Annotated in this window: 16 protein-coding genes; 10 read left to right on the top strand and 6 right to left on the bottom strand. The window is 39.2% G+C overall.

The features are described 5' to 3' along the window. Positions 1-1,148 precede the first annotated feature (1,148 nt). From rnt to metG, 6 genes are all read left to right on the top strand, one after another. Entirely contained in the window at positions 1,149-1,802 is a 654-nt protein-coding gene (gene rnt, locus MXE38_RS08910; protein ID WP_246914045.1) for a ribonuclease T, read from the top strand. 681 nt (positions 1,803-2,483) lie between these two features. After that, entirely contained in the window at positions 2,484-3,062 is a 579-nt protein-coding gene (locus MXE38_RS08905) for a superoxide dismutase (RefSeq protein ID WP_246914044.1), read from the top strand. Between the two features lie 1,300 nt (positions 3,063-4,362). Beyond that, positions 4,363-4,863, top strand: coding sequence for a hypothetical protein (locus MXE38_RS08900; RefSeq protein ID WP_246914043.1), 501 nt, complete (start codon positions 4,363-4,365; stop codon positions 4,861-4,863). Between the two features lie 526 nt (positions 4,864-5,389). Beyond that, positions 5,390-6,364: a DMT family transporter gene (locus tag MXE38_RS08895; protein WP_246914042.1), complete on the top strand. Its 975-nt coding sequence runs from the start codon at positions 5,390-5,392 to the stop codon at positions 6,362-6,364. 575 nt (positions 6,365-6,939) lie between these two features. After that, complete coding sequence (gene glnA / locus MXE38_RS08890; RefSeq protein WP_246914041.1) at positions 6,940-8,352, top strand: type I glutamate--ammonia ligase; 1,413 nt, start codon at positions 6,940-6,942, stop codon at positions 8,350-8,352. 369 nt (positions 8,353-8,721) lie between these two features. Continuing rightward, entirely contained in the window at positions 8,722-10,797 is a 2,076-nt protein-coding gene (metG, locus tag MXE38_RS08885) for a methionine--tRNA ligase (RefSeq protein WP_246914046.1), read from the top strand. Between the two features lie 106 nt (positions 10,798-10,903). On the opposite strand, the gene MXE38_RS08880 is transcribed toward metG, so the two are convergent. Then, complete coding sequence (locus MXE38_RS08880; protein WP_246914040.1) at positions 10,904-11,929, bottom strand: LacI family DNA-binding transcriptional regulator; 1,026 nt, start codon at positions 11,927-11,929, stop codon at positions 10,904-10,906. Between the two features lie 490 nt (positions 11,930-12,419). On the opposite strand from MXE38_RS08880, the gene MXE38_RS08875 reads away from it, so the two are divergent. From MXE38_RS08875 to MXE38_RS08860, 4 genes are all read left to right on the top strand, one after another. Beyond that, positions 12,420-13,724, top strand: coding sequence for an OmpG porin family protein (locus MXE38_RS08875; protein ID WP_246914039.1), 1,305 nt, complete (start codon positions 12,420-12,422; stop codon positions 13,722-13,724). Positions 13,725-13,739: 15 nt separating this feature from the next. Next, positions 13,740-15,221 (top strand): glycoside hydrolase family 32 protein, encoded by a 1,482-nt coding sequence (locus MXE38_RS08870; protein ID WP_246914038.1) that lies wholly within the window; start codon positions 13,740-13,742, stop codon positions 15,219-15,221. A gap of 12 nt (positions 15,222-15,233) precedes the next feature. Next, positions 15,234-16,241, top strand: coding sequence for an OmpG porin family protein (locus MXE38_RS08865; protein ID WP_246914037.1), 1,008 nt, complete (start codon positions 15,234-15,236; stop codon positions 16,239-16,241). A 1,043-nt stretch (positions 16,242-17,284) separates the two neighbouring features. Next, entirely contained in the window at positions 17,285-18,718 is a 1,434-nt protein-coding gene (locus tag MXE38_RS08860; RefSeq protein ID WP_246914036.1) for an MATE family efflux transporter, read from the top strand. An 834-nt stretch (positions 18,719-19,552) separates the two neighbouring features. Here the strand turns inward: MXE38_RS08860 and phoU are convergent. The 5 genes from phoU to MXE38_RS08835 form a co-directional block, all read right to left on the bottom strand. Further along, the gene (gene phoU / locus MXE38_RS08855; protein WP_246914035.1) at positions 19,553-20,227 is read right to left on the bottom strand and encodes a phosphate signaling complex protein PhoU; all 675 of its coding nucleotides are present in this window, start codon (positions 20,225-20,227) and stop codon (positions 19,553-19,555) included. A gap of 113 nt (positions 20,228-20,340) precedes the next feature. Then, positions 20,341-21,126 (bottom strand): phosphate ABC transporter ATP-binding protein PstB, encoded by a 786-nt coding sequence (gene pstB, locus MXE38_RS08850; RefSeq protein ID WP_246914034.1) that lies wholly within the window; start codon positions 21,124-21,126, stop codon positions 20,341-20,343. A 163-nt stretch (positions 21,127-21,289) separates the two neighbouring features. Then, the gene (pstA, locus tag MXE38_RS08845; protein ID WP_246914032.1) at positions 21,290-22,261 is read right to left on the bottom strand and encodes a phosphate ABC transporter permease PstA; all 972 of its coding nucleotides are present in this window, start codon (positions 22,259-22,261) and stop codon (positions 21,290-21,292) included. 214 nt (positions 22,262-22,475) lie between these two features. After that, a complete protein-coding gene (pstC, locus tag MXE38_RS08840; protein WP_246914030.1) occupies positions 22,476-23,351 on the bottom strand; it encodes a phosphate ABC transporter permease subunit PstC in 876 nt (291 codons plus the stop codon). Between the two features lie 212 nt (positions 23,352-23,563). After that, positions 23,564-24,373, bottom strand: coding sequence for a phosphate ABC transporter substrate-binding protein (locus MXE38_RS08835; RefSeq protein ID WP_246914028.1), 810 nt, complete (start codon positions 24,371-24,373; stop codon positions 23,564-23,566). Between the last annotated feature and the right edge of the window lie 1,006 nt (positions 24,374-25,379).

The raw sequence follows: 25,379 nt of genomic DNA, 5'->3' as shown, positions 1-25,379 counted from the left end.
CGCTTTGTCAGCTTCTTTGGTAAATTTTTTCTATTAAAAGCTTTTTAAAAAATAGTGACGCATATTTGATTTAATGGTGAAAATATTTTCAATTCCTCACGAATATAAATTCACCAAAGCCTAAAAAACCCCATATGTATCACATTTTTACTAAAACTACGCTCAAAGACTTCCATGAAAAAAATTCCAACCTCACGCAGCTTATCAATCACAATCTTTTGGTAATTTATTTAACTTTCTATACGACATTCGCAAAACGTGCACTTTGTGCCATACGTGCACAAACAGCCTATCAGTCCCTATTAAACCCTTACTGGTATACCAGCTTTAAGCCCCTGCTTTTTGTAAAATAAGTAGCCAGACCCAAAAACCTTATAAGCTCTCAACCCCTACCCTATCTTAAGGCCGAACCACGCCCAACTCTAACCTCTGCTGTTGCAGCAGCTGCTGCTGTCAATTAACAGCTAACAGCTATCCTTAACTTCACCCTCCATTCCCAATAGCATCATTAGCTCTAGCCATAGAATTAGCGCCTTGCTATATCAAAACGCACCAATCTTAGCCAAAGCACCAGCGCTGGCGCAGGCCATCTTAGGCCAGAACAAGCGTCAGCCCTCTGATGCCCGCTAAGGCTTTGCCAAGCAGGCAAGTAGGCGAGCAAGCAAGCTAGCAAGAGCTGGGCTTAGACTTTGATTATCACTACTAAAATAACGAGAAAGAGAGAGAACTATAGTGCCAAAGGGCCATGGAGCTAGTTCTTTAGAGCTTTAGAGCAACACATCATCACAGCTTATTTACTTCTTTGCTTCAATGTGTCGCTTCTTTGCAGCAGAGCTTAAAGACAGGCTTACTAGACAATAAAACTTACTAACAACTCTTTAACTACTGAAATTAGGCTCCAGTGGCTGTGGTAATTAAAAAAATACTATAGAAATACTTGCAATATGTTAAAATTTTCTATTTAAAACTTGTATGGATGTGAGCTCATGTTTAGACTTGCCATCAATTGTGGAAAGTCATCTCACTATCTACAAAAGCAAACAAGAAATTGTTGCTCCTATCTTGTGTCTAATGTTCTTTTGAGCTTTATTCACTCTGACAGAAAGCAATTATCCTAAATTGCATTAATACCTTATGGTAATTTTTAAATGGTTGAAATTAAGTCTATCAACCCACCTTGTCTAAACCCTCCCTACCAAATTAAGGATCGTTTTAGAACCTTTTTACCTGTAGTGGTAGATGTTGAGACAGGTGGTTTTAATGCTGCAACCGACGCTCTATTGGAAGTTTGCATGATTACTGTGCAAATTGATAATGAAGGAAAGCTTATTCCTAAAGACCAATACAGTGTCAATATTCGTCCTTTTGAGGGCTCAAATTTAGTAAAGATCAATATCGACTTTTTAGGCATTGATCCTTTTGATGAAAGTCGTAATTTGGTTAGCGAAGATGAAGCCATGAAACCTATTTTCAAGGCTATCTCTAAAGAAGTTAAGGCTCAAGGTTGTACCAAAGCTATTTTAGTTGGTCACAATGGTGCCTTTGATTTGAGCTTCATTAATGCAGTGGCTAATCGCCTTAATTACAAGAGAAATCCATTCCACCCATTCTCGGTATTGGATACAGCCTCTTTAGGCGCTTTAGTTCTTGGCCAAACTGTATTATCTCGTGCATGCCACTCAGCAGGCATTGGCTTTAAAGAGGAGCACGCTCATAGCGCTGTTTATGACACTCAAAAAGAGTGTGAATTATTCTGCTCTATGTACAATCGCTTCACTAAGTTCGCAGGCCTCCCAGCCTAGCACTAACGTCCGCAAGCTATCTCTTGCGGGCGTAAAGCCACAACTCCACTCCAGGCATCACCTCAGCTCAACTCCACTCAGCTCAACTCACATCGCATCACCTTGCATCACCACACCTCACATCGTCTTTACTTTACTAGTCTTTGCTAGGCTCTACTCTCCTTACATCGACTCACTTTTCTTAAATGCTTTTACCTTTTAGCTATTCTTTTCCGCTATAAAGCTATTATAAGTTTTGCTAATAAGTACATTTAGATGGCGAAAAATTGGTTCTAAGCTCGCAAGTTTTTTGTAATTAACTTGGATTTAATTACACTCTTTAGTAGTCTATTAGTATTGTTCGTTAATCTGCATCACATACTAAAAGTACCAGCAGGATTATTTTGGGGCAACAATTTAATTAATGATCAAATTGTCTCAATTGATAATACTAAGGAGCAATATTGTACTTTTTAGTAATGATCGCAGCTCAATTACAAGCAACGACAGTGTTGTTTATCGCACTTACTAAAAAATTTTTGAGGCAGTTGCAATGAATACTAAAGTGATAATTTATTAAAGTTTCTTTGGTATTTGTTGATAAAAAGAAATCAGTAGATAAGATTAGATCGTTATCGACTTGTTTCTAACACCTTAAAAGCCTATTCTAATTGCACTAGTTCATTATAGGAGCAAAACACAATGGCATTTGAACTCTCCCCACTTCCATATGAGAAGAACGCTTTAGGTTTCATTTCTGAGAACACCTTAAACTTCCACCATGGCAAGCACTTCCAGGCTTACGTAGACACCACCAACAAGTTAGTTGCTGGCTCTAACTACGAGGGCAAGGACTTAATCGAGATCATGAAGACCTCTGATGGCCCATTATTCAACAACGCCGCTCAAGCTTGGAACCACGATTTCTACTTCAAGTGCATTACTGGCACCACTTCTGCCCCAGAGGGTAAGTTATTAGACCTTATCAATGAGAACTTTGGTTCTTTAGACGAGTTCAAGCAGAAGTTTGCTGCCTCTGCTGTTGGTAACTTCGGTTCTGGCTGGACCTGGTTAGTTCAAACTGGCCCTAACAAGCTCAAGATTATGAACACCTCTAACGCAGCTAACCCAATCGTTGATGGCTTCACCCCAATTTTAGTTGTTGACGTATGGGAGCACGCTTACTACCTCGACTACCAAAACCGTCGTGCTGACTACTTAAAGGACTTCTTAGAGCACGTAAACTGGGACTTCGTAGCTTCCCAAATGCGTGAGTACTAATCCCAAAAGGATTACGCTTTTCTAAGCTCCTGCGTATTTATCGATTTGCTCCTTAGTTATTATCAAGGCTCCTCTCTAAGCGGAGGGGCCTGCTTAAAACAAGCTAATATTTAAGGAACACTTTCCTACAATCGATATACATATAAGCAGGAGCTTTTAATTTTCCCTCACACCAAACATCCTACCCTCTCTAAGTTCCCATAACTTTCCTTTACTCGGCTAACTTTACCTTACTTTAGTTAACCGTAAGAACCATTAAACTAATGGTGCATGCATCTGACTTGCTACTTTTAGCTTTAACTTCTATCTGCTTGCACAAAAGAATTTGTGTTTTCTCTTGCTTCTTACTATTAGCTTTAGACTTTAGTACTAGCAACCACTACCAACTACTACCGCCAGTACTGCTTTGTATTAAGTAAGGCTTTAGGGCAAAGATACTATTTTTACTTTTGAATAAGGATCTGCGCCAGCACCAGTGCCAGCTGCGCCAGCGCATGCGATAGAACTAAAGAGTTGGCGTTCTACAACCGTTTGCTGTTGCTTATTTTCATAGAAAACTATCTAAGCTATTAGCCTTAATCTATGCATCTAAACTTGCACATGGCTTATAAATGCCATTTTTATTTTATGGAGTCTTACCTTTACTTTGTACTTAACCACAAGTTAAAACTTACTAACCTTAATTTCACATTTAAGATTTTTGTTACCGAAAAACATCACCTCTACTAGATAAACCTTCTTTACTAGTATGTTAGTTGCTGTTTTTTTGTGCACTAAAATAGTTCACCTATTCACTATTTTTGCGATATCCATGCGCTTTTGTGACTTAGATAACATCTTAATTATTTAATAAAGTGGTTAAAAAATTTAATCCTGTGATCAGGCTCTAAAAAGTAATAACTGCCTAGATAAACAATGCAAATTTAAGCCATTTTACTAATTAAATTCTGTGTCTATCAGCGTATAATTTTATCCAACGCCTAATTCGGCATTATTTTAATTTGCAGTTGTTATCAGCTATTAGGTGATGTTGTTAAGTAACATTGTTTACTCCATCACTTTTAGGTTAAATGACATCGATAACTAAAGATCTACTAAAACATTTAGTTACCTATTCGTCTGTTTGCAAGATTAAACCTTAACGAAAAATTTTTGTTTACTTAACTTTTTAAACCTAAAACTTATCGCAGCCTAATATAAGTGATTTGGTGTTAATTAAATTATCTTTCTTTTCTAGCAAAGGCACTAATAACAACCGTTGTTATCTTTTGATAAGTTTCTTTATAAGGAGAGGGCTATTATGTTACGAGATCAAGCCCACCAATACAAGGAGATGTACTCCCACGACAAAAGTGGCTTTGTTCACAGTCTCTTTAGCCGTAGCTTTATTCGCTATATTGCCCCTAGCATTTTTATGATGGCTTTATTAGCTTGTGCTTTTTGCACTATTAATACTTCTTATGCCGCCCCTCAGGGTTTTAGCTCTAATATTGAGCAAAGATCTGCTCCTAAGGGTTTTGGTATTGAAGAGCCACAACCAAACACTGTTAAAGGCGTGTTACATAACGCTAAGACAGACGACTACGTTGTGTTGGAGGGCTATTTTGTAGCTACTACCACTAGCAAAACTGTGACCTATAAGTTCAAAGATGCCAATGGCGATCTTATTGATGTTGACCTTAGCAAGTCCAATAATGCTGTTGCACCGCTAATTGACGTAAACTACTACCTTTGGGGACAAGTAAATCAAAGCTTATTCTCAACCTCAATTACCGCTATTGAATACACCCCTATTATCTAATTTAGGCGAGCTTAAACTTCCCCTTGTTTTCCTCACTAAGCTCGCTTGATACCTAAAATTCTTCCACGTCTACCTACTCCACTCTACTTAAAGCCTATTTCACTGCCCTTAATACTTTTTACCTCGTTAATCTGCCAACAGCACACAAGTAAAGCGCCTATACCAAGCCAGCAAAACCAAATCATCTATGAGCTAACACCAGATACTTTAGGCCATCTAAGCTTAGCTATTTTTCTTGTTAAGGCATTAGAGGCTGCTATAGCTTTAAATCGGTAAATTTGGCTTAAAAATGACCGAAATTAGGGCAACATGATGCATTTTGGGTAGACAAGGCCGCTTTTAGGCTGAAAAATATCCAATTTGGTTCATTAAGGCTATAATGTGCCCATTTTGTAGGGATCTCATTCCTCAGTCTTTCTGAAAGTTTTATTTACTTCCTTCATAAGAGCAAAACAAGACTGGTTCTTCAAAATAACGATTAATACTTGTTTTGCCTCAATCATTCTTATTTAGTTTTAGGTTAAACATGTTTGAGCTTAGGCAGTCATTTTTTCTGTTTTTAACAGCCACTATTTGGGGATCAGGTTTCGTAGCTCAGTCCATTGGCATGGATCACGTTACTCCTTTTACTTACACCTTCTTTAGAACCTTAATTGGAGCTATTGTTCTGCTACCAATTGTTTTTTGGATAAAGAAGCGCTCAGATAGTAAAGCTAAACAAAAAGAATTAACCAATGATGACAGCACTAAGTTCACCAGAAAAAGCTTGCTAGAGGGCTCTATTGTTTGTGGCTTATTTTTAGTTGGTGGCGAGTCTTTTCAACAGTTTGGCCTAGTAACCACAGATGCAGGTAAAGCTGGATTCTTAACCTCCATGTACATTGTATTTGTGCCTATTGTGGGCTTATTCATTGGTAAAAAGCTCAATGCCAGCATTATTATTGGCGTTATTATTTCTATTATTGGTCTCTATCTGTTATGCATCAAAGATAGCTTTACCATAGAAAGTGGTGACCTATTAATTCTTATTTGCGCAGTAGTATTCTCTTTCCACATTTTGACCATTGATCACTATGTAAAGAAGTGTGATCCTGTTTATTTATCTTGTGGTCAGTTCTTTGCGGCTTCTTTAATTGCTCTAATTTTAATGTTAGTAGTCGACTATGATGTATTTGCCTGGGAAGATGTTTGGGCGGCTTCTTTAGCGCTACTTTGGTCAGGCGTAATGAGTAATGGTGTAGCCTACACTTTACAAGTGGTAGGACAAAGAGGCATGCACCCAACTATTGCTACTTTAATTCTTTCTTTAGAGTCAGTAATGGCTGTAGTTTTTGGTGTACTCATCTTAAATGAGAGCTTAACCTTAAAAGAGGGTATTGGCTGTATTTTAATTTTAGCTGCTGTCATTATTGCTCAAGTTAATCTAAAAACTATTTTAGGCTTTTTAGACAAAAGAAAGCACAACAAACAAAACAAACAAGTAGTTTCAGAGCAAGTGTAAGCTTGTTATTACTAAGCTTTGGTGTCCCCATGCCAGGCTTGCCAGGCTAAGCCTGGCAAGGCTTGGCATGCGCACTAAAGCTTAGCACTCTATATGGACACAAATAGGGCAGCAATTGATAATTACTTTTAACTAAAATGCTAGTATTTCAGTTAATTTTAAATAAATTTTGATTTAACTTTGGCTAAAATAATGGCTTAGCAACAATATTACCAATCTAATTCTAGCTACAAAGCTATTGCACTATAGTTGTGATTTTTATCGTACTTAGATCACAAAATTTAATTTTAGCTAGCCTGAATAAGGTATAATGAAGCATCTTTTAAAAAACTTGCTGCTCTTTTGAATATCACATGATTTTAAGCAATTCTTAATATCCCTTCTGTTAACTGTGATTAAGCATCATATAAAACCAAGTTAGTGTTTGGTATTTGATGATGGGGCATTAGTGTGAATTAAAAGATCAGATTTCCTTTGTCTTAACTCAAAGATCTAAAGTTTGCTTTGAGATCTTAAGATGGTACTTACTAATTGCAATTGCAGGGGCATTTGCAGCTACGTGGAGCGTTTCGGTCATGACTTTTGATGAGATTAAGCAACTCATTGATGAGCACAATGTTAAGTATGCTGATTTAAGATTTACCAACACTGTAGGTAAAGAGCAGCATATCACCCTACCAATTCACTTAATTACTGAGTCTTTCTTCTCTGATGGTAAGCTCTTTGATGGCTCTTCTATGCCAGGTTGGTGCACCATCAATAAGTCTGACATGCTCTTAATGCCAATTGACGGCCAGGCTTATTTAGATCCTTTCTTTGAGATCCCAACTTTAATTATTCGTTGTGACATCTTAGATCCACAAACCTTAGGTGGTTATGAGAAGGATCCTCGTTCTATCGCACGTCGTGCTGAGAACTTCTTACGTGCAGAAGGCATTGGTGATGATGCTTTAGTAGGTCCAGAGCTCGAGTTCTACATGTTTGACTCCATTCGTTTCAAGAATGACATGTCAGGCTGTATGTATGAGATTGAGGACTATGAGGCTGCATGGAACTCAGGTAAATTATTTGATTCCCGTCCAAACCTAGGCCACCGTCCTATGGTTCAAGGTGGTTACTTCCCTGTTCCTCCAGTAGACTCCTCACAGAATATTCGTGCCAAGATGTGTGAAGTATTAAAGAGCTTCGACATCGAGCCTGAGGCTCACCACCACGAGGTTGGTACTGCTGGTCAAAATGAGATTGCAACCAAGTACAATACCTTAACTAAGAAGGCTGACGAAGTTATGAGCTACAAGTATGTAGTTCAAAACGTAGCTAACCAGTTTAACAAGACCGTTACCTTCATGCCAAAGCCAATGAAGGGCGAGGCTGGTTCTGGTATGCACTGCCACATGTCCATCGTTCGTGATGGCCAGAATATCTTTGCTGGTAACCTCTACGGTGGTTTATCACAAGAAGCTTTATGGTTCATTGGTGGTATCATCAAGCATGCTAAGTCTTTAAATGCCTTTACTAATGCTTCTACCAACTCTTACAAGCGTTTAGTTCCTCACTTTGAGGCTCCAGTATTATTAGCTTACTCTGCTGCTAACCGCTCTGCTGCTATTCGTATTCCTCATGCAGTAAATCCAAAGACTGCCCATATTGAAGTTCGTTTCCCTGACGGTTTAGCTAACCCATACTTAGCCTTCTCTGCTCTCTTAATGGCTGGTTTAGACGGCATTATCAACCGTATCGAGCCAGGTGATCCACTTGATAAGAACTTATATGATTTACCACCTGAGGAGTTAACTGGTATTCCACAGGTTGCTGATTCCTTAGCCGAAGCTTTACAGGCTCTTAAGGAAGACCATGAGTACTTATTAGCTGGCGGTGTATTTACTGAGGCTGCTCTTCAGTCTTACATCGAGTTAAAGGAAAAAGAGTGCTCCTTAGTTCGTGATACTCCTCACCCAACTGAGTTCCAACTCTACTACAGCTTATAATTAAGTAATATTCTTATTCCCTAAAAAGAAGCGCTTGGCAAATATTGTTGTTGCTAAGCGCTTTTTTTGTCTTTTAGAGCAAATAGATACGCTATAATTAACGACCCGCTTGCACAGTAAGATTCCCCTGACTAACTCTTATAAGAAGACTTGCTCAGGATGATCTTATAAGCCTACAAGTGCCTTTATGCTCTTAAATGGGTATTAACTGCAAGCTAGAATAGACTTCTTTATTAACTTATAGAAAGAAGCCTTTTGTTATCAACCTAAATAGGAGAGCAAAGCGCTAGAGCTTTCATTTGGCTTTATAAAATTTAGCCCTCATTAGGCAATGCGCTGCTTAAATTTTTTATGACAACACCACGTTCTATGCTGGTTACCTCAGCACTACCATATGCTAACGGCCCTATTCACTTAGGCCATATGTTAGAGCACATCCAGTCTGATATCTTTGTACGCTATCAACGTGCTATTGGTAATCAGGTCTATTATGTGTGCGCCGATGACTGTCACGGCACTCCAATTATGATCAAAGCCAATAACATGGGTATTACTCCAGAAGAGCTTATTACCAAAGTAGGTGTTGATCATAAGGCTGACTTTGATGGCTTCTTAATTTCTTACGATAACTACTATCGTACCCACTCTCCAGAGAACCAAGAGTTCTCCACTGAGATTTATAAGAAGTTACGTGATCAAGGCTATATTTCAACCCGCACTATTAGCCAGCTTTTCGATCCAGAAAAGAACATGTTCTTACCAGATCGCTTTGTAAAGGGCACTTGCCCTCGTTGTGGTGCTAAGGATCAATACGGCGATAACTGCGAAGTTTGCTCTGCTACTTATGATCCTACCGATCTTAAGGATGCCTACTCTACTATTTCTGGTGCTAAGCCAGTATTAAAAGAGTCTGTTCACTACTTCTTTGACTTACCAAAGTTCAATGACTTCTTACAAGACTATGTAAAGAACTCAGGCGCTATTAATAAGTCTATGGCTAATAAGCTTGATGAGTGGTTCTCTCAAGGATTAAAAGAGTGGGATATTTCTCGTGATGCTCCTTATTTTGGCTTCCAAATCCCTGATGCTGACAACAAGTACTTCTATGTATGGCTAGATGCCCCTATTGGCTATATGGCCTCATTTAAGAACTACTGCGATAAAGCTGGCGTTAACTTTGATGAGTTCTTTAAAGCTGACTCTACTAAGGAGCTTTATCACTTCATCGGTAAGGACATTTTATACTTCCACTCCCTATTCTGGCCTGCAACCTTAAAGGGCGCTAATTTACGTTTACCATCAGGCATTTTTGTCCATGGTTATGTAACTGTAAATGGTACTAAGATGTCTAAGTCTAAGGGTACCTTTATCCAAGCTAGCACCTACTTAAAGCACTTAAAGCCAGAGTGCTTACGCTACTACTTTGCCTCTAAGCTCACCCAAGATACTGTTGATATTGACTTATCTTTAGAGGACTTCCAGGCTAAGATCAACTCTGACATCGTAGGTAAGATTGTTAACTTAGCTTCTCGTTGCGCTGGTTTTATTACCAAGCGTTTTGATGGTAAGTTAGCTCAAAGCCCATACGATAACGAGCTCATGAGCAAGTTAGGCTCCATTAAAGAGGCAGTAAATGCAGGTTACGAGAGCCGTAATTATGCTGATGCCTTAAGAGCTATTATGTCCTTAGCTGATGAGGCAAACCGCTACATTGATCGTGAAGCCCCATGGGTAATTGCCAAAGAAGAAGGTCAAGAGGATAAGCTCCAGCGTGTATGTACTGATGGTTTAAATGCTTTTAAGGCTATCATTACCTACTTAAGCCCAGTATTACCAGAGATTTATCACAAGGCACAAGAATTCTTAAATGATCCTTTAGCCTTTAATGATGCTGCTACTCCATTACTTGGCCACACTATTAATAAGTTTAGCCCTATGTTCACTCGTATCGATCCAAAGAACATTGAGGCTATGATTGAAGATAGCAAGCAAGACTTAGCTGCTGCTGCCGCACCTGCCAAGGATGAAAAGGCACCTGCTGCCCAAAACCCAGATCACGGTGCTAAGGGCAATGCCCAAGCAAGTGATGGCAATGGCGAGTATGAGCCTTTAGAGAGCGAAATTACTATTGATGATTTTGCTAAGATTGACTTACGTGTTGCTACTATTATCAAGGCAGAGCAAGTTGAGGGCGCTAAGAAACTCTTACGCTTAGAGCTTGATTTAGGCTTTGAGCAGCGCCAAGTCTTTGCAGGCATCAAGTCAGCCTACAAAGATCCAGTATCTTTAATTGGCAAGCAAGTTATTGTGGTAGCCAACTTAAAGGCTCGCCAAATGAAGTTTGGCTTATCTCAAGGCATGGTTATGGCTGCTGGCCCTGGTGGTGAGGATATCTTCTTATTATCCCCAGATGCAGGCGCTAAGAACGGCGATCGTGTCCACTAAAAGCTGACCATTAAACTAGCACATTTAAAAAGCCCCAAGCCTAAACTTAGGCCTGGGGCTTTTTATTTGGTAAAGACCATTACCAAATAAGGACTAATCTTTCACCTTACTGCTCTATTTTTCTAAAAGATGAGCGAATTAAGCAAGGGCTATCAACCATTACTTTATTATTAATTTCCAAATTATTAATAATATGTAAGGTGCTTAAGCGACCTATCTCATAGTGAGGAATTTGTACTGTTGAGAGTGCTGGCATAAATAAGTCACCAATACCAACAAGATTATCGTAGCCGATCACACCAATATCTTGAGGGATCTTAAAACCCTCAGTAAGCAAAGTTTGGTAAACCATAAAAGCAATACGGTCATTACCACAAATTACAGAGTCAAATTGAGGTTTGCCATTTTTAATATGCTTTAATACCAAAGAAGGCATATCTCTATAGTGCTCATCACCCACCTCCATGTGATAGTGGATAAGTTGGTTAGGATCAATGCCAAACTCTCGACAGGCTCGCTCTAAGCCATAGCGCCGTCTAGGGGTTGCAATAAGCAAAGTTGGCAGATGTAAGCATAGAGGCTTGCGATAGCCTGCTTTTAAAAGCTCCTTGACAATTTTGTACTGTCCTTGCTCATCATCAGGCTCATAGCAAGCAAAATTCTTTTCAATACACTCACAGTTGGCAAAAACGCACCTATAATCCAGTAGTTTCTTAGGCAATTTAACAAATTTCAAACCCATGGAGCTGACAATAATGCCTTCTGGGCGATACGAAAGCAGCATATCAACCATATAATCTGGATTGTTGTCCTTAAACATATTGATCACAAAACAACCCCAGCCATGGGCACGCGCTGTTTCCTCAATAGAAAGGTTAAGCTCAACAGAAAAAGGACTGGTAGCTGTATCAAAAGCTAAAACGCCAATGGTTTTAGTCTTATTACCATTGCGAACCTTACGAGCCGAGTAATCTGGAACATAACCAAGTTCCTCAATGGCCTGTTGTACTTTTTTAAGAGTATCAGGTTTGAGTTTTTTCGGGTCATTAATGGCTCTTGAAACAGTCATCACAGAGACATCAGCTCTTATAGCTACATCTTTAATAGAAGCAATGTCTTTTGCATGTGCCATAAATACCTACCATATCTATCTTATTTACCATATCTATCTTATGTTTATATATATATATGTGAACATCGTGCACCAACCAACCGCTTAGGGTCAAGCTTTTTATATAAATTAAAAATAATTCCACCTGTACGGATGACGAATTCACTTTTTAAGTAGTAACTAACTAACTAACAATGTGTGCTCTATCAGGCTATTGTAGATATAGCGTGGTGAACTATGACTATGCTGCCATTAGATATACTTCATTGCAGACATCACAGACAGTTATTGCTGGTTAAGTTAAATTCGTCCGTACAGGTGGAAATAATTGTAGCGCCCAAACGCAATGTTAACGTTAAAATGTGAGCCGTATCATACCTTTAATTATAGCTAACGGTGTAAACTATCGTCACTTACGAAGTTTAAGGCATTATTTGTCTGATACTAATTATTAAAATCAAGTGTGTTGTGATTTGTTAACGATAACAAAAAATTTAAGGGGCGTATTTTTATGGAAAAAACAACCTCTGTACATTACATCAAGCCTCTAGCATTAGCTGTTAGTTTGACTGCATTTACCAGTCTTAATGCTAATGCAGGTGCTTTATCTTATGGCTATCAAAGCTATTTTCATGATGAGGTTGCTCAAGAGAGCAATAGTAACAGTTCAAACAATAATGTGTCCTTAGCTTCCTCTACTAGTAATACCTCTGATAAATTTGCGCCCGCTCAGGCAACTGCAGCTGCCACCGCAGCAACAGCAGCTTCTGCTGCTGTAGCACCAGCCTCTGCTGTAGCAACTGCACAGCCAACTCAGCAACAAAATATTAATGGTAGCAACAATGCAGTTGCCGCCGCTGCAACTGATGAGAGTCCATTAGTCTACAACCCACAAGGTGTCAGCACTTTACACTTAAGTCAAAGCGATCAACCAGTACACTGGAATAGTGTAGGCCGTAATATGGCCCTTGGCGGTCTTCACGGCAATATTGGAACCTCTATTGAAATTGAAGACAAGCGCTTTAGTGATAGCAGCAAAAATAGCGGCAAATTTAAATTAGCAACCTTTCAGGCATTCTTACGCCATGATGAGCTCCCAAATTGGTACCTTGGCTATTACAACGCTCGTGAAGATAATTACAACGGTGGCTTTACCAATGAGCAAGTTAAAGGTAATAACACTATTAACGAGATGTATGTAGGCCATATTTTTGAAGTTTGGCATGGCAATATTGGTACCGAATTTTTAATTGGCTCTGAGACTGCTACTAAACGTTGGAAGTATCGTTTTAAGATTTGGCAAGATCTGCGCCTTACCGATAAATGGAGCTTTAGTGGCTATGCTTTTGGCGAGTTTCAACCTCGTAATGAGCATAGTGGCAACGATGACTTAGATCAATATAATTTTGAACTTGAGCCATCAATTAACTACCGCATTGACAATAATATGGGCCTCTTTGTACGTCCTTTTTACAATTACAATTACAAAGAGCGTGCTCAGTTTGGCGACGTTATTGAGCGAAAGAAGAAATTAACCGCTGGTTTATGGAAGAACTGGTCGCCATTACTTACCTCTGTTTATATTGGTATAGGCGAGGAGCATGTCGAAACTAGCAATGGCAATGAAATTTTCTTCGATATTAAATACCATTATTTAGGAGCTACTGCTAGCTACCCAGTATTTGGTGATGTTCGCCTCTATGGTGAGTTTAAGGCCCAATTTAATGAAGAGTTCAATGCCTGGGACAAGGATAATGTAATCGAAGGTCATTCATGGATTCCATTTGCCATTGTTGGTGTTAAGTACGACTTCTAAAACTAAGGTATTGGTATGAAGAAATTAGCTTTAGCTTTACTCACTATTTGTGCATTTAGCAATATTGCACTCTCAGCTCCTGGCAAAGAAACTTTATACAATAAGAGCATCACTCAAGTTGAAGGCTTTTTCCCTCGTGTTGATGGTTCTTTTGTAGGCGATCCTATGCCTGTTGCTAATAATGGCAAGATCGATGTTTACTATCTAAATGATATTCGCGGTGGTAGTGATCTTGGTGTTCATGCTTTCCACTTATTAGAAACTAGCAACTTTTACAAATACACCAATCGTTCTGAGGTGATCCCTTATATTAATAATATTGATGACCCAGAGCTTTTATTAGGTACTGGCTCTATTATTAAAGCAGGCGATACCTATCACGCTTGGTATACAGCTCATAATGAGAATGTCTTCCCTGTTGAGTCAGTCATGCACGCTACTAGTAAGGATCGTATCAATTGGGTAAAGCATCCAGAAGATACCATCTTACCTGGCGACAATTACAGAGGTAATGACTTTAGAGATCCTCATGTGGTTTGGATTGAGGATCACCAAGAGTATTGGATGTTAATCACTACCCGCTCTAATGGTCGAGGAATTATCGCTCGCTACGCCTCTAAAGACTTAAAGAATTGGGAAGATAAAGGCATCTTTTTTAACAACGATACTATCACCAGCAATTCTAACCTTGAGTGCCCTACTTTAGTACCTTTTAATGGTAAGTGGTATTTGAGCTTTAGTGATCAATGGCCATTACGCCTAACTCAGTATCGTGTTGCCGATAAGCCAGAAGGCCCTTGGCGTAAGACTAACAAATTTGTCTTTGATGGCCCTGGCTTTTATGCAGGAAAAATGGTGTTAAACAAAGATCGTCTCTTTGTCTTTGGCTGGACCCCAACCAAGTCAGGTAGTCATGATCAAGGTAGTATTGATTGGGCAGGCAATCTAGTAGCCCATGAATTAGTAGCCAATGACAAGGGTGAACTAAACTCTATTATTCCTCAGGAGCTCAATCAAACCATTGAAGCAAACCCAGGTAAAGAGACTAGCTTAACCTCTCAAAAGACCTTAACTACAGCTACTCAGTTTGGTACTTTTGACTCTTATATTTATGAACCACTACCTAAGCAAGGCGTATTAAAGGCCTCAATTGATCTACCTTCTGGCGGTATGGTAATGAGCTTTGGTTTGACTAACGAACAAGTAAACCAATCTGTGCTTAATGTAGTATTTAACAAGAGCAAAGGACAAGTCTACTTCTTTAACACTGCTTTTGACACTCTTAATCGTGACAACGCTCAATCTTGGGTTGACGTGCCTTTAGGTGAAAAGGTAGAGCTAGAAGTATTAATTCAGGACTCAATTGCTGTCTTCTATATTAACAATCAGGCTGCTTTTAGTACCCGTATGTATGCCATGCCTAATAATACATGGAGCATTAGCCTACCTAAAAACGACCAATTTAATGCTCAGTTAAGCATCAAAGAAATGATCTAATGGGGTATGACCATGAAAAAATCACTATTATTATCTGCCATGATTGCTATGGCACTTCCAACTATTGCCTCTGCTAGTATGAGCGTCATTAAAGACCATTCAGGCAAGGTGGTAGCTGTAGATCCTTGGTCATATCTTGATGAAGAAGTAATGTGGACAACTACTCGCTCCTCCAATAATGCAGGCGGCAAAGTTCATGGCCAAATTAAAATGAAATATGCCATTGAAGACAATAATTGGAAAGACTCTAGCTTTAACAATGGCAGCAGCACCTTTACCTTTGCTCAAGGCGTGTTTAGACATGACTCCTTGCCAGGTTGGTACTTAGGTATGTCCAATGGTCGCACCACTAACTACAACGGCACTTGGGACAGCCAAGAATATATCGACCAAGAGCAATGGACTCAACTAGTTATTGGCCATGAGGCCTTTTACGAAGATCTGCGCTATGGCGTTGAGGTAATGGGCGGCAGCGCCACTAAAGACAACTTTTGGCAAGGTCGTGCCAAACTATATTTAGATTGGCAAATTGGTGGTGGCCTATCTTTCTTTAGCTATGCTTACTCTCATATTGATCATCGCCGTAATGCAGATAATGATAAGGATAAGTACTCTTTTAAGGTAGAACCAGGTCTGCAATACATCATCAATAACACTACTGGTGTATGGTTACGCCAACAGTTTGCAGGTGCAACATTAGATAGAGTCCAATGGGGTGATATTAAGGAAAAGAGCACCACTACCTCTGTAGGTATTTGGCACAACTGGGGCAAACTATCTACTACATTAAGTGGTGGCTTTAGTCATTATCGCAAGTTTAACGCCAGCTATGAAAGCAATGAAGTTTTCCAAGAAACTCGTGAGCGTTTCATGAAGCTTACTGCTAATTACCCTATTACTCAGCGCTTTACCCTCTCAGGTGAACTTACTGGTGCCTTAATTGAACAACAAGGCTTGTGGGTTACCAATGGTGAGGCTGTAAACACCGAGTGTAAGGTAATGATTGACTACAACTTCTAACATAAGTATTAATCCCAAAAACAAGCCAGGGGGACAGCTTATGTCCCCCATACTGGATACTTAAGGTTAGAAATTTTAGATATCTCAGACATTTTTACTGAAAGTACTGTTTATTAGGATGCCTGCTTACTAATGCAAGGCTTACCAAAAGGTTTTGTTATTGGCTGCATGATTGGATAATCAAACTTATAAGCTTGCCCAACGAAGTTTGGCTTATCTCAATGCATGCTAGCCATAGCAGATCATGATTATAGTGTTGTTGTGGATACTTTGTTTATACTTGAAAATACACACACTCTAAGAGCGATAGTATCGCTTTTATGAGATTTTAAGTTTAACTATAGTATGTATGAGCCTCAGCCTACCATAGGTCTGAGGCTTTTCTTTATCCAACCACCACCAACTTCTCTCTTGCCCTAACTGTTTTAAATAAAACCTATAAAAACAGTCAATGCTCAAATATCAAACAATGGTTCAAGTAAAAATGTTGTAGGATCAACAAGCTAATCATACTGTACTTATAAAGTAGCACCTTTAAGAATAAGCTATTTTAGCTGTTTATTACCATTTTCTTATAAACCATTAATCTAGTCTTCCTAAGGGAGCTCACAGGATTTTTACTTGATCCCTCATCTGATTCACTCCCCATGGACAGCACCATGTTCTTCTGGCGTATCAAGATTAACCTATTTTCGTATCCTAATCTGCCAATCCCTATGGCTAAAATGGACACCTTAGGCACTTTAAGAGGCAAGAGCATGGTTTTGTGGCATATCAAGGTTCACCTAATTTATCTATTCTAATACGCACCATAGTAGCACCATCTATAGACATTTTTCTCAAGCTCATAGGCTATCTTTATAAGATATAGTACAATCTTGACGCAATTTTTTGCCCATTGTGGTTGCCTTTACAAGCTCATTAGAATTATTGTTCTGCCACTCTAAAAAAGCCTTGGTGCTGCACTTTTTTCTCAGACTTTATCGCAAAAGCCTGACTTTTTATGCCGCAGCTACGTTTGATCATATTAAGAGGTCTTTTTCATGAGTAATGCACCCAAAAGTGTATCCTCCCAATTAATTGTGCTTTTTAAACTAGCTTTTCCTATTATTTTGGGAAATTTTGCCTATGCCCTACTAGGTATCACTGACATTATGATGGCAGGTATGGCTGGCACTCCAGATCAGGCTGGTGTAGCCATTGGTGGCTCATTCTTCTTTCCAGCACTTACCTTTATTATTGGCATGGTCTCAGCTATTCACCCTGTGATTTCACGCCACCGTGGTGCTAAAACAGAAGAGAAAATTCCATCAGAGCATGCTCATAGTGTTCTTGCCTGTAGCATAGTAGGCATTATCATTATGTTCATCTTAATTAGCCTCTCTATATTTGCTATTGAGATGGATACTGATAAGCGTATGGAAGCTGTAGCCAAAGACTATGTTCTTTATATTGCCTTCACTATACCTTTATTAGCTCTTACGGTTAATGCTCGTGCTTACTGTGAGGCTATGGGTAATACTACTGCTACTTTATATTTTGGTTTCTTATCAGTCATTTTAAACGTACCACTGAACTATATCTTTATTTTTGGTGCTTTAGGTGTTCCTGCCCTAGGTGGTGTTGGTTGTGGTGTCGCCAGCTTAATTTCTATGTTGATCTCCACCGTAATCATATATGCTTATATGATGCTCCATCCTAAGCTTAAAGATCATCACTGGCTAAAGAATAAAACTGGTATTAGCAAGGATCGTTTATTGGCCTTCTTAAAGCTCTCTATGCCTTTAGGTATTTCCTCATCAGTAGAGTGCTCTTGCTTTACCTTAATTGCCTTGATTTTAAGTCCTTTAGGCCCAACAGCTGTGTCTGCCCATACCATTACTATGTCTATGACCAGCTTTGTATTTAATATTCCGCTATCCTTTGGTATTGCTACTGCTATTATGGTGGGCTACGCTATTGGTCAGAATAATATGCAAACTTTAAAACTCAACATTAAAGCAGCCTATGCTTCAATGTTAGTTTCTATTGTGATTAGCGTGTCTATCTTATTCTTAGGCTCAGATAAGTTACCTGCATTCTTTAGTACAGACCCTGAGGTATTAGCTTTAGCCTCAATCTTAATGCTCTTTGCTTGTGTTAATCAGTGCTTTGAAGGCATTCAAACTATTCAGGCCTTTATCTTACGTGGCTTTAAAGATACCACTACTATTTTGCTGGTAACTATTATTGCCTTCTATTGCGTAGCTTTACCTTTAGGCTATAGCTTATGTTATGGCTATATCACACTACCATTTGACCATATCTTTGCTGATACTGGTCTTACAGGCCCTAGAGGCTTTTGGATTGGTCTATTCTGTGGTTTGTTAACTGCTGCTATTCTCTATCGTTTTAGAGTGCTACATCACTATCGTGCCCTAAAACATCAATTAGAGCAGCTAGAGAAACCAACCCAAGCTACCCAAGCTAACGCCTAAGCTTAAGCTTAAAATTAAGCTTACGCTTAAACACCAGCAAAGGCCCCTCCTCTAACCAGAAGGGGCCTTTGTTTTCATACTCTAGAGCCACCCTCTTAGCTCTCCTACCTCAAATTTCCATGTTTTCAGGCCAGCCACACCTCAATCAAACATAGCAATACCCAGGCCTCCTTACGAGCAATCACTTGCCTAGTACTTTTCCCTTTTTACACGCCCTAGTGAAAGTTTCCTAAAGTTCGTTTACTGTCTACATCAACATCATTAAAGATAATGCCCGCTCCAAGGCTGGTATAGTTGTTAACGAACTTTGGGAAACTTTCGCTAGCACATGGCTTTGCTAATTGCCTTGCTCATGGCCTTGCACACGGCTTTACAAATGGTACTTTTAGTGTGGTTTACCACAGACAAGATGCTTGGCAAACTTAAGGCGAGCTTTTAGTGTTTTGCTTGATGGGTTTAGTGCTCTAGTAGAGTGATAAAAACTAAAAATTCATGTGATTTACTTTACAGATAGCAAACAAACATGGTTTTGAATGGACAAGTTTGATTAAAATAAAGTTAGGTTTTTTTCTATTGTTCTTGCCCTTCATGGAGGTAGTGCCATGAGTTTCATCGAAGAATATCACACTATACTTACTATTATTGTTTACGGCGTACCTATCATTGTGGTCGCTATTATTCTCATTATGAATAGCTAAAAATTACAAAAGCCCATGATGGGCTTTTTTGTTTTTTAGGTATTAAAAAAGGGGGACAAATTCCCCCTTCACCGATTGAACTTCCTGTTTGAAGCCTGTTTTTAGTGAATGACACTAAATTATTCTTTAACCAAGCTTAAGCTTGCATGGCAACTTGTGGAGCAGGATGCTTATCAGGATGCTCACCTACTAATTGGAAAATAGCCCAATTAGCGACATTGGTTGCATGATCGGCAATACGCTCTAAGTACTTGGCAATCATGATTAAATCCACAATAGTCTTTGGTGAATGGCCCTGCTCGTTAATAAGACCAACCATCAGCTCACGAGCTTGCACTAAATAGTTATCAACCACATCATCACGATCGATAACATTACGTGCTAATTCCATATCTTGAGTAATAAAAGAGCGTACTGCATCTTGAACCATGGCTCTTGAGGCTTTGGCCATTTCTTCAATCAGCTTGAAATTAGATTGCTCTTTGTAATCAAGACCCATTACGATCTCAGCAATATCACTAGCCTGATCACCAATACGCTCCATATCAGTAATAAGCTTTAACGCAGAACTTACTAAGCGTAGGTCAGATGCGATTGGCTGCTGGTGTAAGATAATGTTTAAACAAAGGTTCTCAACTTCACGCTCTTTTTGATCAACCACAAAATCTGACTTGTAAATCTTACGAGCAAGCTCGTTATCACCCTCTTGTAAGGCCTTAATAGCACCTGCAAGGGCGTTATCACATAGTTGACCTAAATTCTCTAACTCAGCATTTAATTGCACTAATTGCTGGTTAAAATGTTCACGCATAATCTAATCCTTTAAACCTTATTTGTCTTGAGCAAGACTACCCTATCCCTTAATAGCCTTGCTAAGAAATTGATTAGCTTTAAACTATCAAACAAGCTCAAGCTTAATTAGTATTAACCAAAACGACCAGTAATGTACTCCTCAGTGCGCTTGTCTTGTGGCTTGCTGAAGAGATCGTCGGTGTGATTAAACTCAACTAAATCACCTAATAAGAAGAAAGCAGTGTCGTCAGAAATACGTACAGCTTGCTGCATGTTGTGGGTAACCATAATAATGGTGTACTGATCTTTGAGCTCTAAAGCTAAATCTTCAATCTTAGAGGTTGAAATTGGGTCTAATGCAGAGGTTGGCTCATCCATTAAAAGCACGCTTGGTTGCACAGCTAAAGCACGAGCAATGCATAAACGTTGTTGCTGGCCACCTGATAAACCTAAAGCTGAGGTCTTAAGACGGTCTTTAACCTCATCAAAAATAGCAGCCTGCTTTAAGCTACGCTCAACAATTTCATCTAAATCGGTCTTATTTCTAACACCGTGAGTACGTGGGCCATAAGCAATATTGTCATAAATGCTCATAGGGAAAGGGTTTGGCTTTTGGAAAACCATGCCTACTTCTTTACGTAAGGCAGAAACATCAAGAGCCCTATCTAAAATTTCCTGGCCATGATATTGAATAGAGCCAGAAGTGGTTACGCCATCAACAAGATCGTTCATACGGTTTAAAGTCTTGATAAAGGTAGACTTACCACAACCTGATGGGCCGATAAATGCGGTAATGGCATTGGCCTTAATCTTCATGTTGATGTCTTTTAAAGCGTGGTGTGCGCCGTTAGAGTACCAAAGGTTGAAGTTGTTTACATCAAAAACTAAATTAGAACCAGTATTGTTAGAAGCTGTCATTTTCAAATCCTGCCCTGATTTTAGGAACACAAAGACCTCAGGGCTATAGCAAAGGAAGTTAATCGTATCGTGGGCTTTGTGCCCTTGTTGTTCTTTTTAAGCCATGCTTTATGTTTGTTTAAGACATGGCTGTATGGTGTTGTCTTGTTATAAGAATCTTTACTTATACACGAGCCTTGCCAGCACGCTTCTTTAAGCGAGCACCTAAGGTTGAGGCTAAAAGGTTAATGATGAGGCTCATTACTAATAAGATGGCGGCAATTACGAAGGCTACTTCAAACTCGCCTTGCTCTTTGGCGTATACGTATAAGGCAACAGTTAAGGTAGCACCTGAGTTGGCTAAGCCATCAATAAAGCCGTTTAAAGCGTGAGCAAAACCAGCGGTGAATAATAAGGCAGCAGACTCACCTAACATACGACCTACAGCCAAAATACAGCCAGTTACAATACCATCTACACAGCAAGGCAAAACTACAGTCTTAATAACACGGAACTTAGCAGCACCTAGACCAAAAGCACCTTCTCTATAACCTGTAGGAACAGTCTTTAAGCTCTCTTGAGTGGTACGAATAATGGTTGGTAAAGTCATAATTACCAAGGTTAAAGCACCAGCTAATAAGGAAGTTTGTAAACCAAGGAACTGGCAGAAAATCAACATACCTACTAAGCCGTAGATAATGGAAGGAATACCAGCTAAGGTCTCAATGGCATACTCAATAGCATTTACTAAGCGACGTGAGGTGGCATACTCATTTAAGTAGATAGCAGCTCCCACACCTAAAGGTAGTACTAATACTAAAGCAGCAATAATGATGTATAGAGTGTTTAAAATATCTGGCAATACACCAATAGAGCGAGTTAAGTAACTTGGCTTAGTGGAAATAATTTGCCATGAAAAGTGTGGAATAGACTGAACTAAGATATAAGCAATTAAGAACACTACCAAAGACACGGTAAGACCAGTACATAAGTACATCATGCCCTGCATGGTGGTGCTATATAACTTTCTGCTAAAAGCATTCTTACTAGGAGCAAAAACTGTATTAGTATTAAATGCACTATTAGCATTGGTCTGGCTCTTCTTAGAGTCCTTATTAGAGCCAAATGAAACTGAATCTGACATTTTATTCTTCACGCTAACACTCCTAAAGATTTATCAATGTGCACTAAGCCTGGTAAGTAATCTAAAAGGAGTTATGGTTTAACTTGCTGCTCTTATGGTCATGACTAATCATGACCATAAGACTCCTTAATGATTGACTGTTTTACTGTTGCCCTCTTAAGTTATGTAATTGTTGTCCAGTAGCGACTTAATGCGCTTTTTAACTTAGGAGTGGCAACTTAATAAACTATTTTTGACCCTTCTTTAAGATGAGGTTTAAGGTAGCGTTAATCATCATAATGAATACGAAGAGTACTAAGGCAATGGAGAACAAGGCATCACGTTGTAAACCAGAGGCATAAGACATTTCAGAGGCTACTGCTGTAGTTAAGAAACGTACTGACTCGAAGATAGATGGCATATTAGGTACGTTACCAGCAACCATCATAACTGCCATGGCTTCACCAATGGCACGGCCTACACCTAATACTACAGCTGAGGCAATACCACTCTTAGCGGCTACTACACTGACACGAAATACTGTCTCAATCTTGTTAGCACCTAAGGCTAATGAACCTAACTCATACTCCTCAGGAACTGCACGTAATGCAGTAATAGAAACTTTAATAATGGAAGGTAAAATCATGATGGTTAACACTAAAATAGCGGCTAATAAGCTAGCACCATCAGGAAGATTAAATACTTGTTGAACTAAAGGTACGAGCACCAACATACCAATAAAACCGTAAACTACGGAAGGAATGCCTGCTAATAAATCAATCATTGGCTCGATGGCATTAGCAATTGGAGTTGGAGCAATCTTGGCTAAATAAACGGCACAGAAAAAACCTAATGGAAGACCAATAACAATAGCGCCGCCAGTACCGTAAAAAGATGTAAGAATGAAAGGTAAGATACCAAACTTTGGCTCATATGCTGTAGAAGCCCAGGTATCACCAAATAAAAATTCGACTAAACCTACTTCATAGATGGCTGGAAGACCAGCGATAATTAAATAAATACTAATTAGAATTACAAGAGCAATATTGATAAGACCAAAACACAAGAAGAAATATCTTGCTGCCTCTTCAATATCCCAGCGAGAAGATTTAGTTTTAATCATTTTCTAACAGTTCAATCAATCGAAAGCCGCTTTATTAAGCCGGCTATTTTATTAAGCGCATAGTACCAACCTCACAGCAAGGCTTACAGCTGTGAAGATGATTGGGGTTTTATTGGAAGGATGCTGTATTTATTACTTTCTTTCCAAAGCCGCCTACAGCAAAGGCGGCCTTGGAGAGTGAATAAGCAGTATTACCTACTTATTTAAGCTAATTAGTTGTTAGCTGGCACAACACCAGTCATCTTAATGATTTCAGATGCATCGCTAGAAAGAGCATAGTTTAAGAACATCTTAACTGCCTCAGATTGCTCTTTGTCTTTCTTGGTAACTAATAAGAATGGACGCTGTAATCTGTAAGAACCATTCTTAATGGTCTCCTCAGTTGCCTCTACGCCGTCTACAGTTAATGGCTTAATCTTGTCTGAAACAGCAGCTAAGGAAGCGTAACCTACAGCATTAACATTCTTAGAAACAGTGGTAATTACGTCACCAGTTGAGGTGAGCTCTTGACGGTACTTGCAAGCATCCTTGGTGGAGGTTACAGACTCAAAGCCATCACGGGTACCAGAACCAGCCTCACGACCAATTAATACTACTGGATTATCTTCACCGCCTAATTGCTTCCAAGAGGTGATCTTGCCAGTGTAAAGATCCTTGATTTGCTCTAAAGTTAAGTTTTGAACTGGGTTCTTTGGGTTAACTACAACTACGATGCCATCTAAAGCTACTACGTCGCCATTTAATGACTTAGCCTCATCAGACTTTAAAGCACGGGAGGATAAACCAATATCGGTACGACCTTCCATAGCAGCTGCGATACCAGCACCAGAACCAGTTGGGCTATAAGTGAACTTGATGTCGCTGTGCTCTTGAGTGAAGGACTCACCTAAAGCGCCGATTAAGTACTCCATAGAGGTAGAACCATCGGTTGATACGCTACCAGCAGCCTGAGCTGGAACTAAAGAAGCGGTAGCTAATAAAGCACTAGCGGCAAAAGCAGAAAATAACTTATTGAACTTCATATTAATCACTCTCCTTGATTTGAGTTGCGACTATAGTAAGAAGTGAAAGTTAAATAAAAAGAGTTCAATTGTTAAAAAACTGTAAATTGGGAAAAATTTTTTTGCACTATCTCACAAAATTTTGTTAAACGTTACGCCTATCACCCCAAATCCCTATAGATATGCCATTTCTGACTACAAATTAGATAAATATCAGCTCAATTATTAATTAGGGTCAATCTATCTTATCTAGGATCCCAAACCAAATAAAATGGCCTAGCCATGCGCTTTTGCTCACCAATGTTAAATTTTTGTAAAAACATCTAATCCACCCCCAAAAAATTAAAAAAAGCACCACCTACGCTACCACACCCATTACAACCAGTCCCTTAAAAGCCCCTACCTACATCACTATTAGGCACTACCCATTACTAACTTAACAAACAAAAAAAGGGCAGCAGGACTTACTCCCACTGCCCACTATTACAATGTTTTTACTTAATCTCTGTAAGAGAACGATTGAACCACCATCTGTATGGCCCTCCCTTAAATGAATGAGTGAAACTTGGCCTTTAGCACTTAACTTAACAAATAAAAAAAGGGCAGCAGGACTTACTCCCACTGCCCACTTTCACGAGGTTTTTACTTAATATCTGTAAAAAAACTATTGAACTACCCTCTGTATGGCCCTCCCTTAAATGAATGAGTGAACCTTTAGCACTTAACTTAACAAACAAAAAAAGGGCAGCAGGATTCCCCCTACTGCCCACTATTACAAGGTTTTTACTTAATCTCTGTAGGAGAACTATTGAACTACCCTCTGTATGGCCCTCCATTAAGTGAATGAGTGAAACTTGGCCTTTAGCCGTTAGCACTTAACTTAACAAATAAAAAAAGGGAAGCAGGACTTACTCCCACTGCCCACTTTCACGAGGTTTTTACTTAATATCTGTAAAAAAACTATTGAACTACCCTCTGTATGGCCCTCCCTTAAATGAATGAGTGAACCTTTAGCACTTAACTTAAC

The sequence above is a fragment of the Anaerobiospirillum sp. NML120448 genome (genome assembly GCF_023050945.1).
Lineage (GTDB): Bacteria > Pseudomonadota > Gammaproteobacteria > Enterobacterales > Succinivibrionaceae > Anaerobiospirillum.
This window is presented reverse-complemented; position numbering and strand designations above follow the sequence as displayed.

Coding starts and splice junctions, on each gene's coding strand:
- rnt (WP_246914045.1), top strand. CDS start 1,149: ATGGTTGAAATTAAGTCTATCAACCCACCTTGTCTAAACCCTCCCTAC.
- MXE38_RS08895 (WP_246914042.1), top strand. CDS start 5,390: ATGTTTGAGCTTAGGCAGTCATTTTTTCTGTTTTTAACAGCCACTATT.
- phoU (WP_246914035.1), bottom strand. CDS start 20,227: ATGCGTGAACATTTTAACCAGCAATTAGTGCAATTAAATGCTGAGTTA.
- MXE38_RS08860 (WP_246914036.1), top strand. CDS start 17,285: ATGAGTAATGCACCCAAAAGTGTATCCTCCCAATTAATTGTGCTTTTT.
- MXE38_RS08865 (WP_246914037.1), top strand. CDS start 15,234: ATGAAAAAATCACTATTATTATCTGCCATGATTGCTATGGCACTTCCA.
- MXE38_RS08880 (WP_246914040.1), bottom strand. CDS start 11,929: ATGGCACATGCAAAAGACATTGCTTCTATTAAAGATGTAGCTATAAGA.
- pstB (WP_246914034.1), bottom strand. CDS start 21,126: ATGACAGCTTCTAACAATACTGGTTCTAATTTAGTTTTTGATGTAAAC.
- glnA (WP_246914041.1), top strand. CDS start 6,940: ATGACTTTTGATGAGATTAAGCAACTCATTGATGAGCACAATGTTAAG.
- pstC (WP_246914030.1), bottom strand. CDS start 23,351: ATGATTAAAACTAAATCTTCTCGCTGGGATATTGAAGAGGCAGCAAGA.
- MXE38_RS08870 (WP_246914038.1), top strand. CDS start 13,740: ATGAAGAAATTAGCTTTAGCTTTACTCACTATTTGTGCATTTAGCAAT.
- metG (WP_246914046.1), top strand. CDS start 8,722: ATGCTGGTTACCTCAGCACTACCATATGCTAACGGCCCTATTCACTTA.
- MXE38_RS08835 (WP_246914028.1), bottom strand. CDS start 24,373: ATGAAGTTCAATAAGTTATTTTCTGCTTTTGCCGCTAGTGCTTTATTA.
- MXE38_RS08900 (WP_246914043.1), top strand. CDS start 4,363: ATGTTACGAGATCAAGCCCACCAATACAAGGAGATGTACTCCCACGAC.
- MXE38_RS08905 (WP_246914044.1), top strand. CDS start 2,484: ATGGCATTTGAACTCTCCCCACTTCCATATGAGAAGAACGCTTTAGGT.
- MXE38_RS08875 (WP_246914039.1), top strand. CDS start 12,420: ATGGAAAAAACAACCTCTGTACATTACATCAAGCCTCTAGCATTAGCT.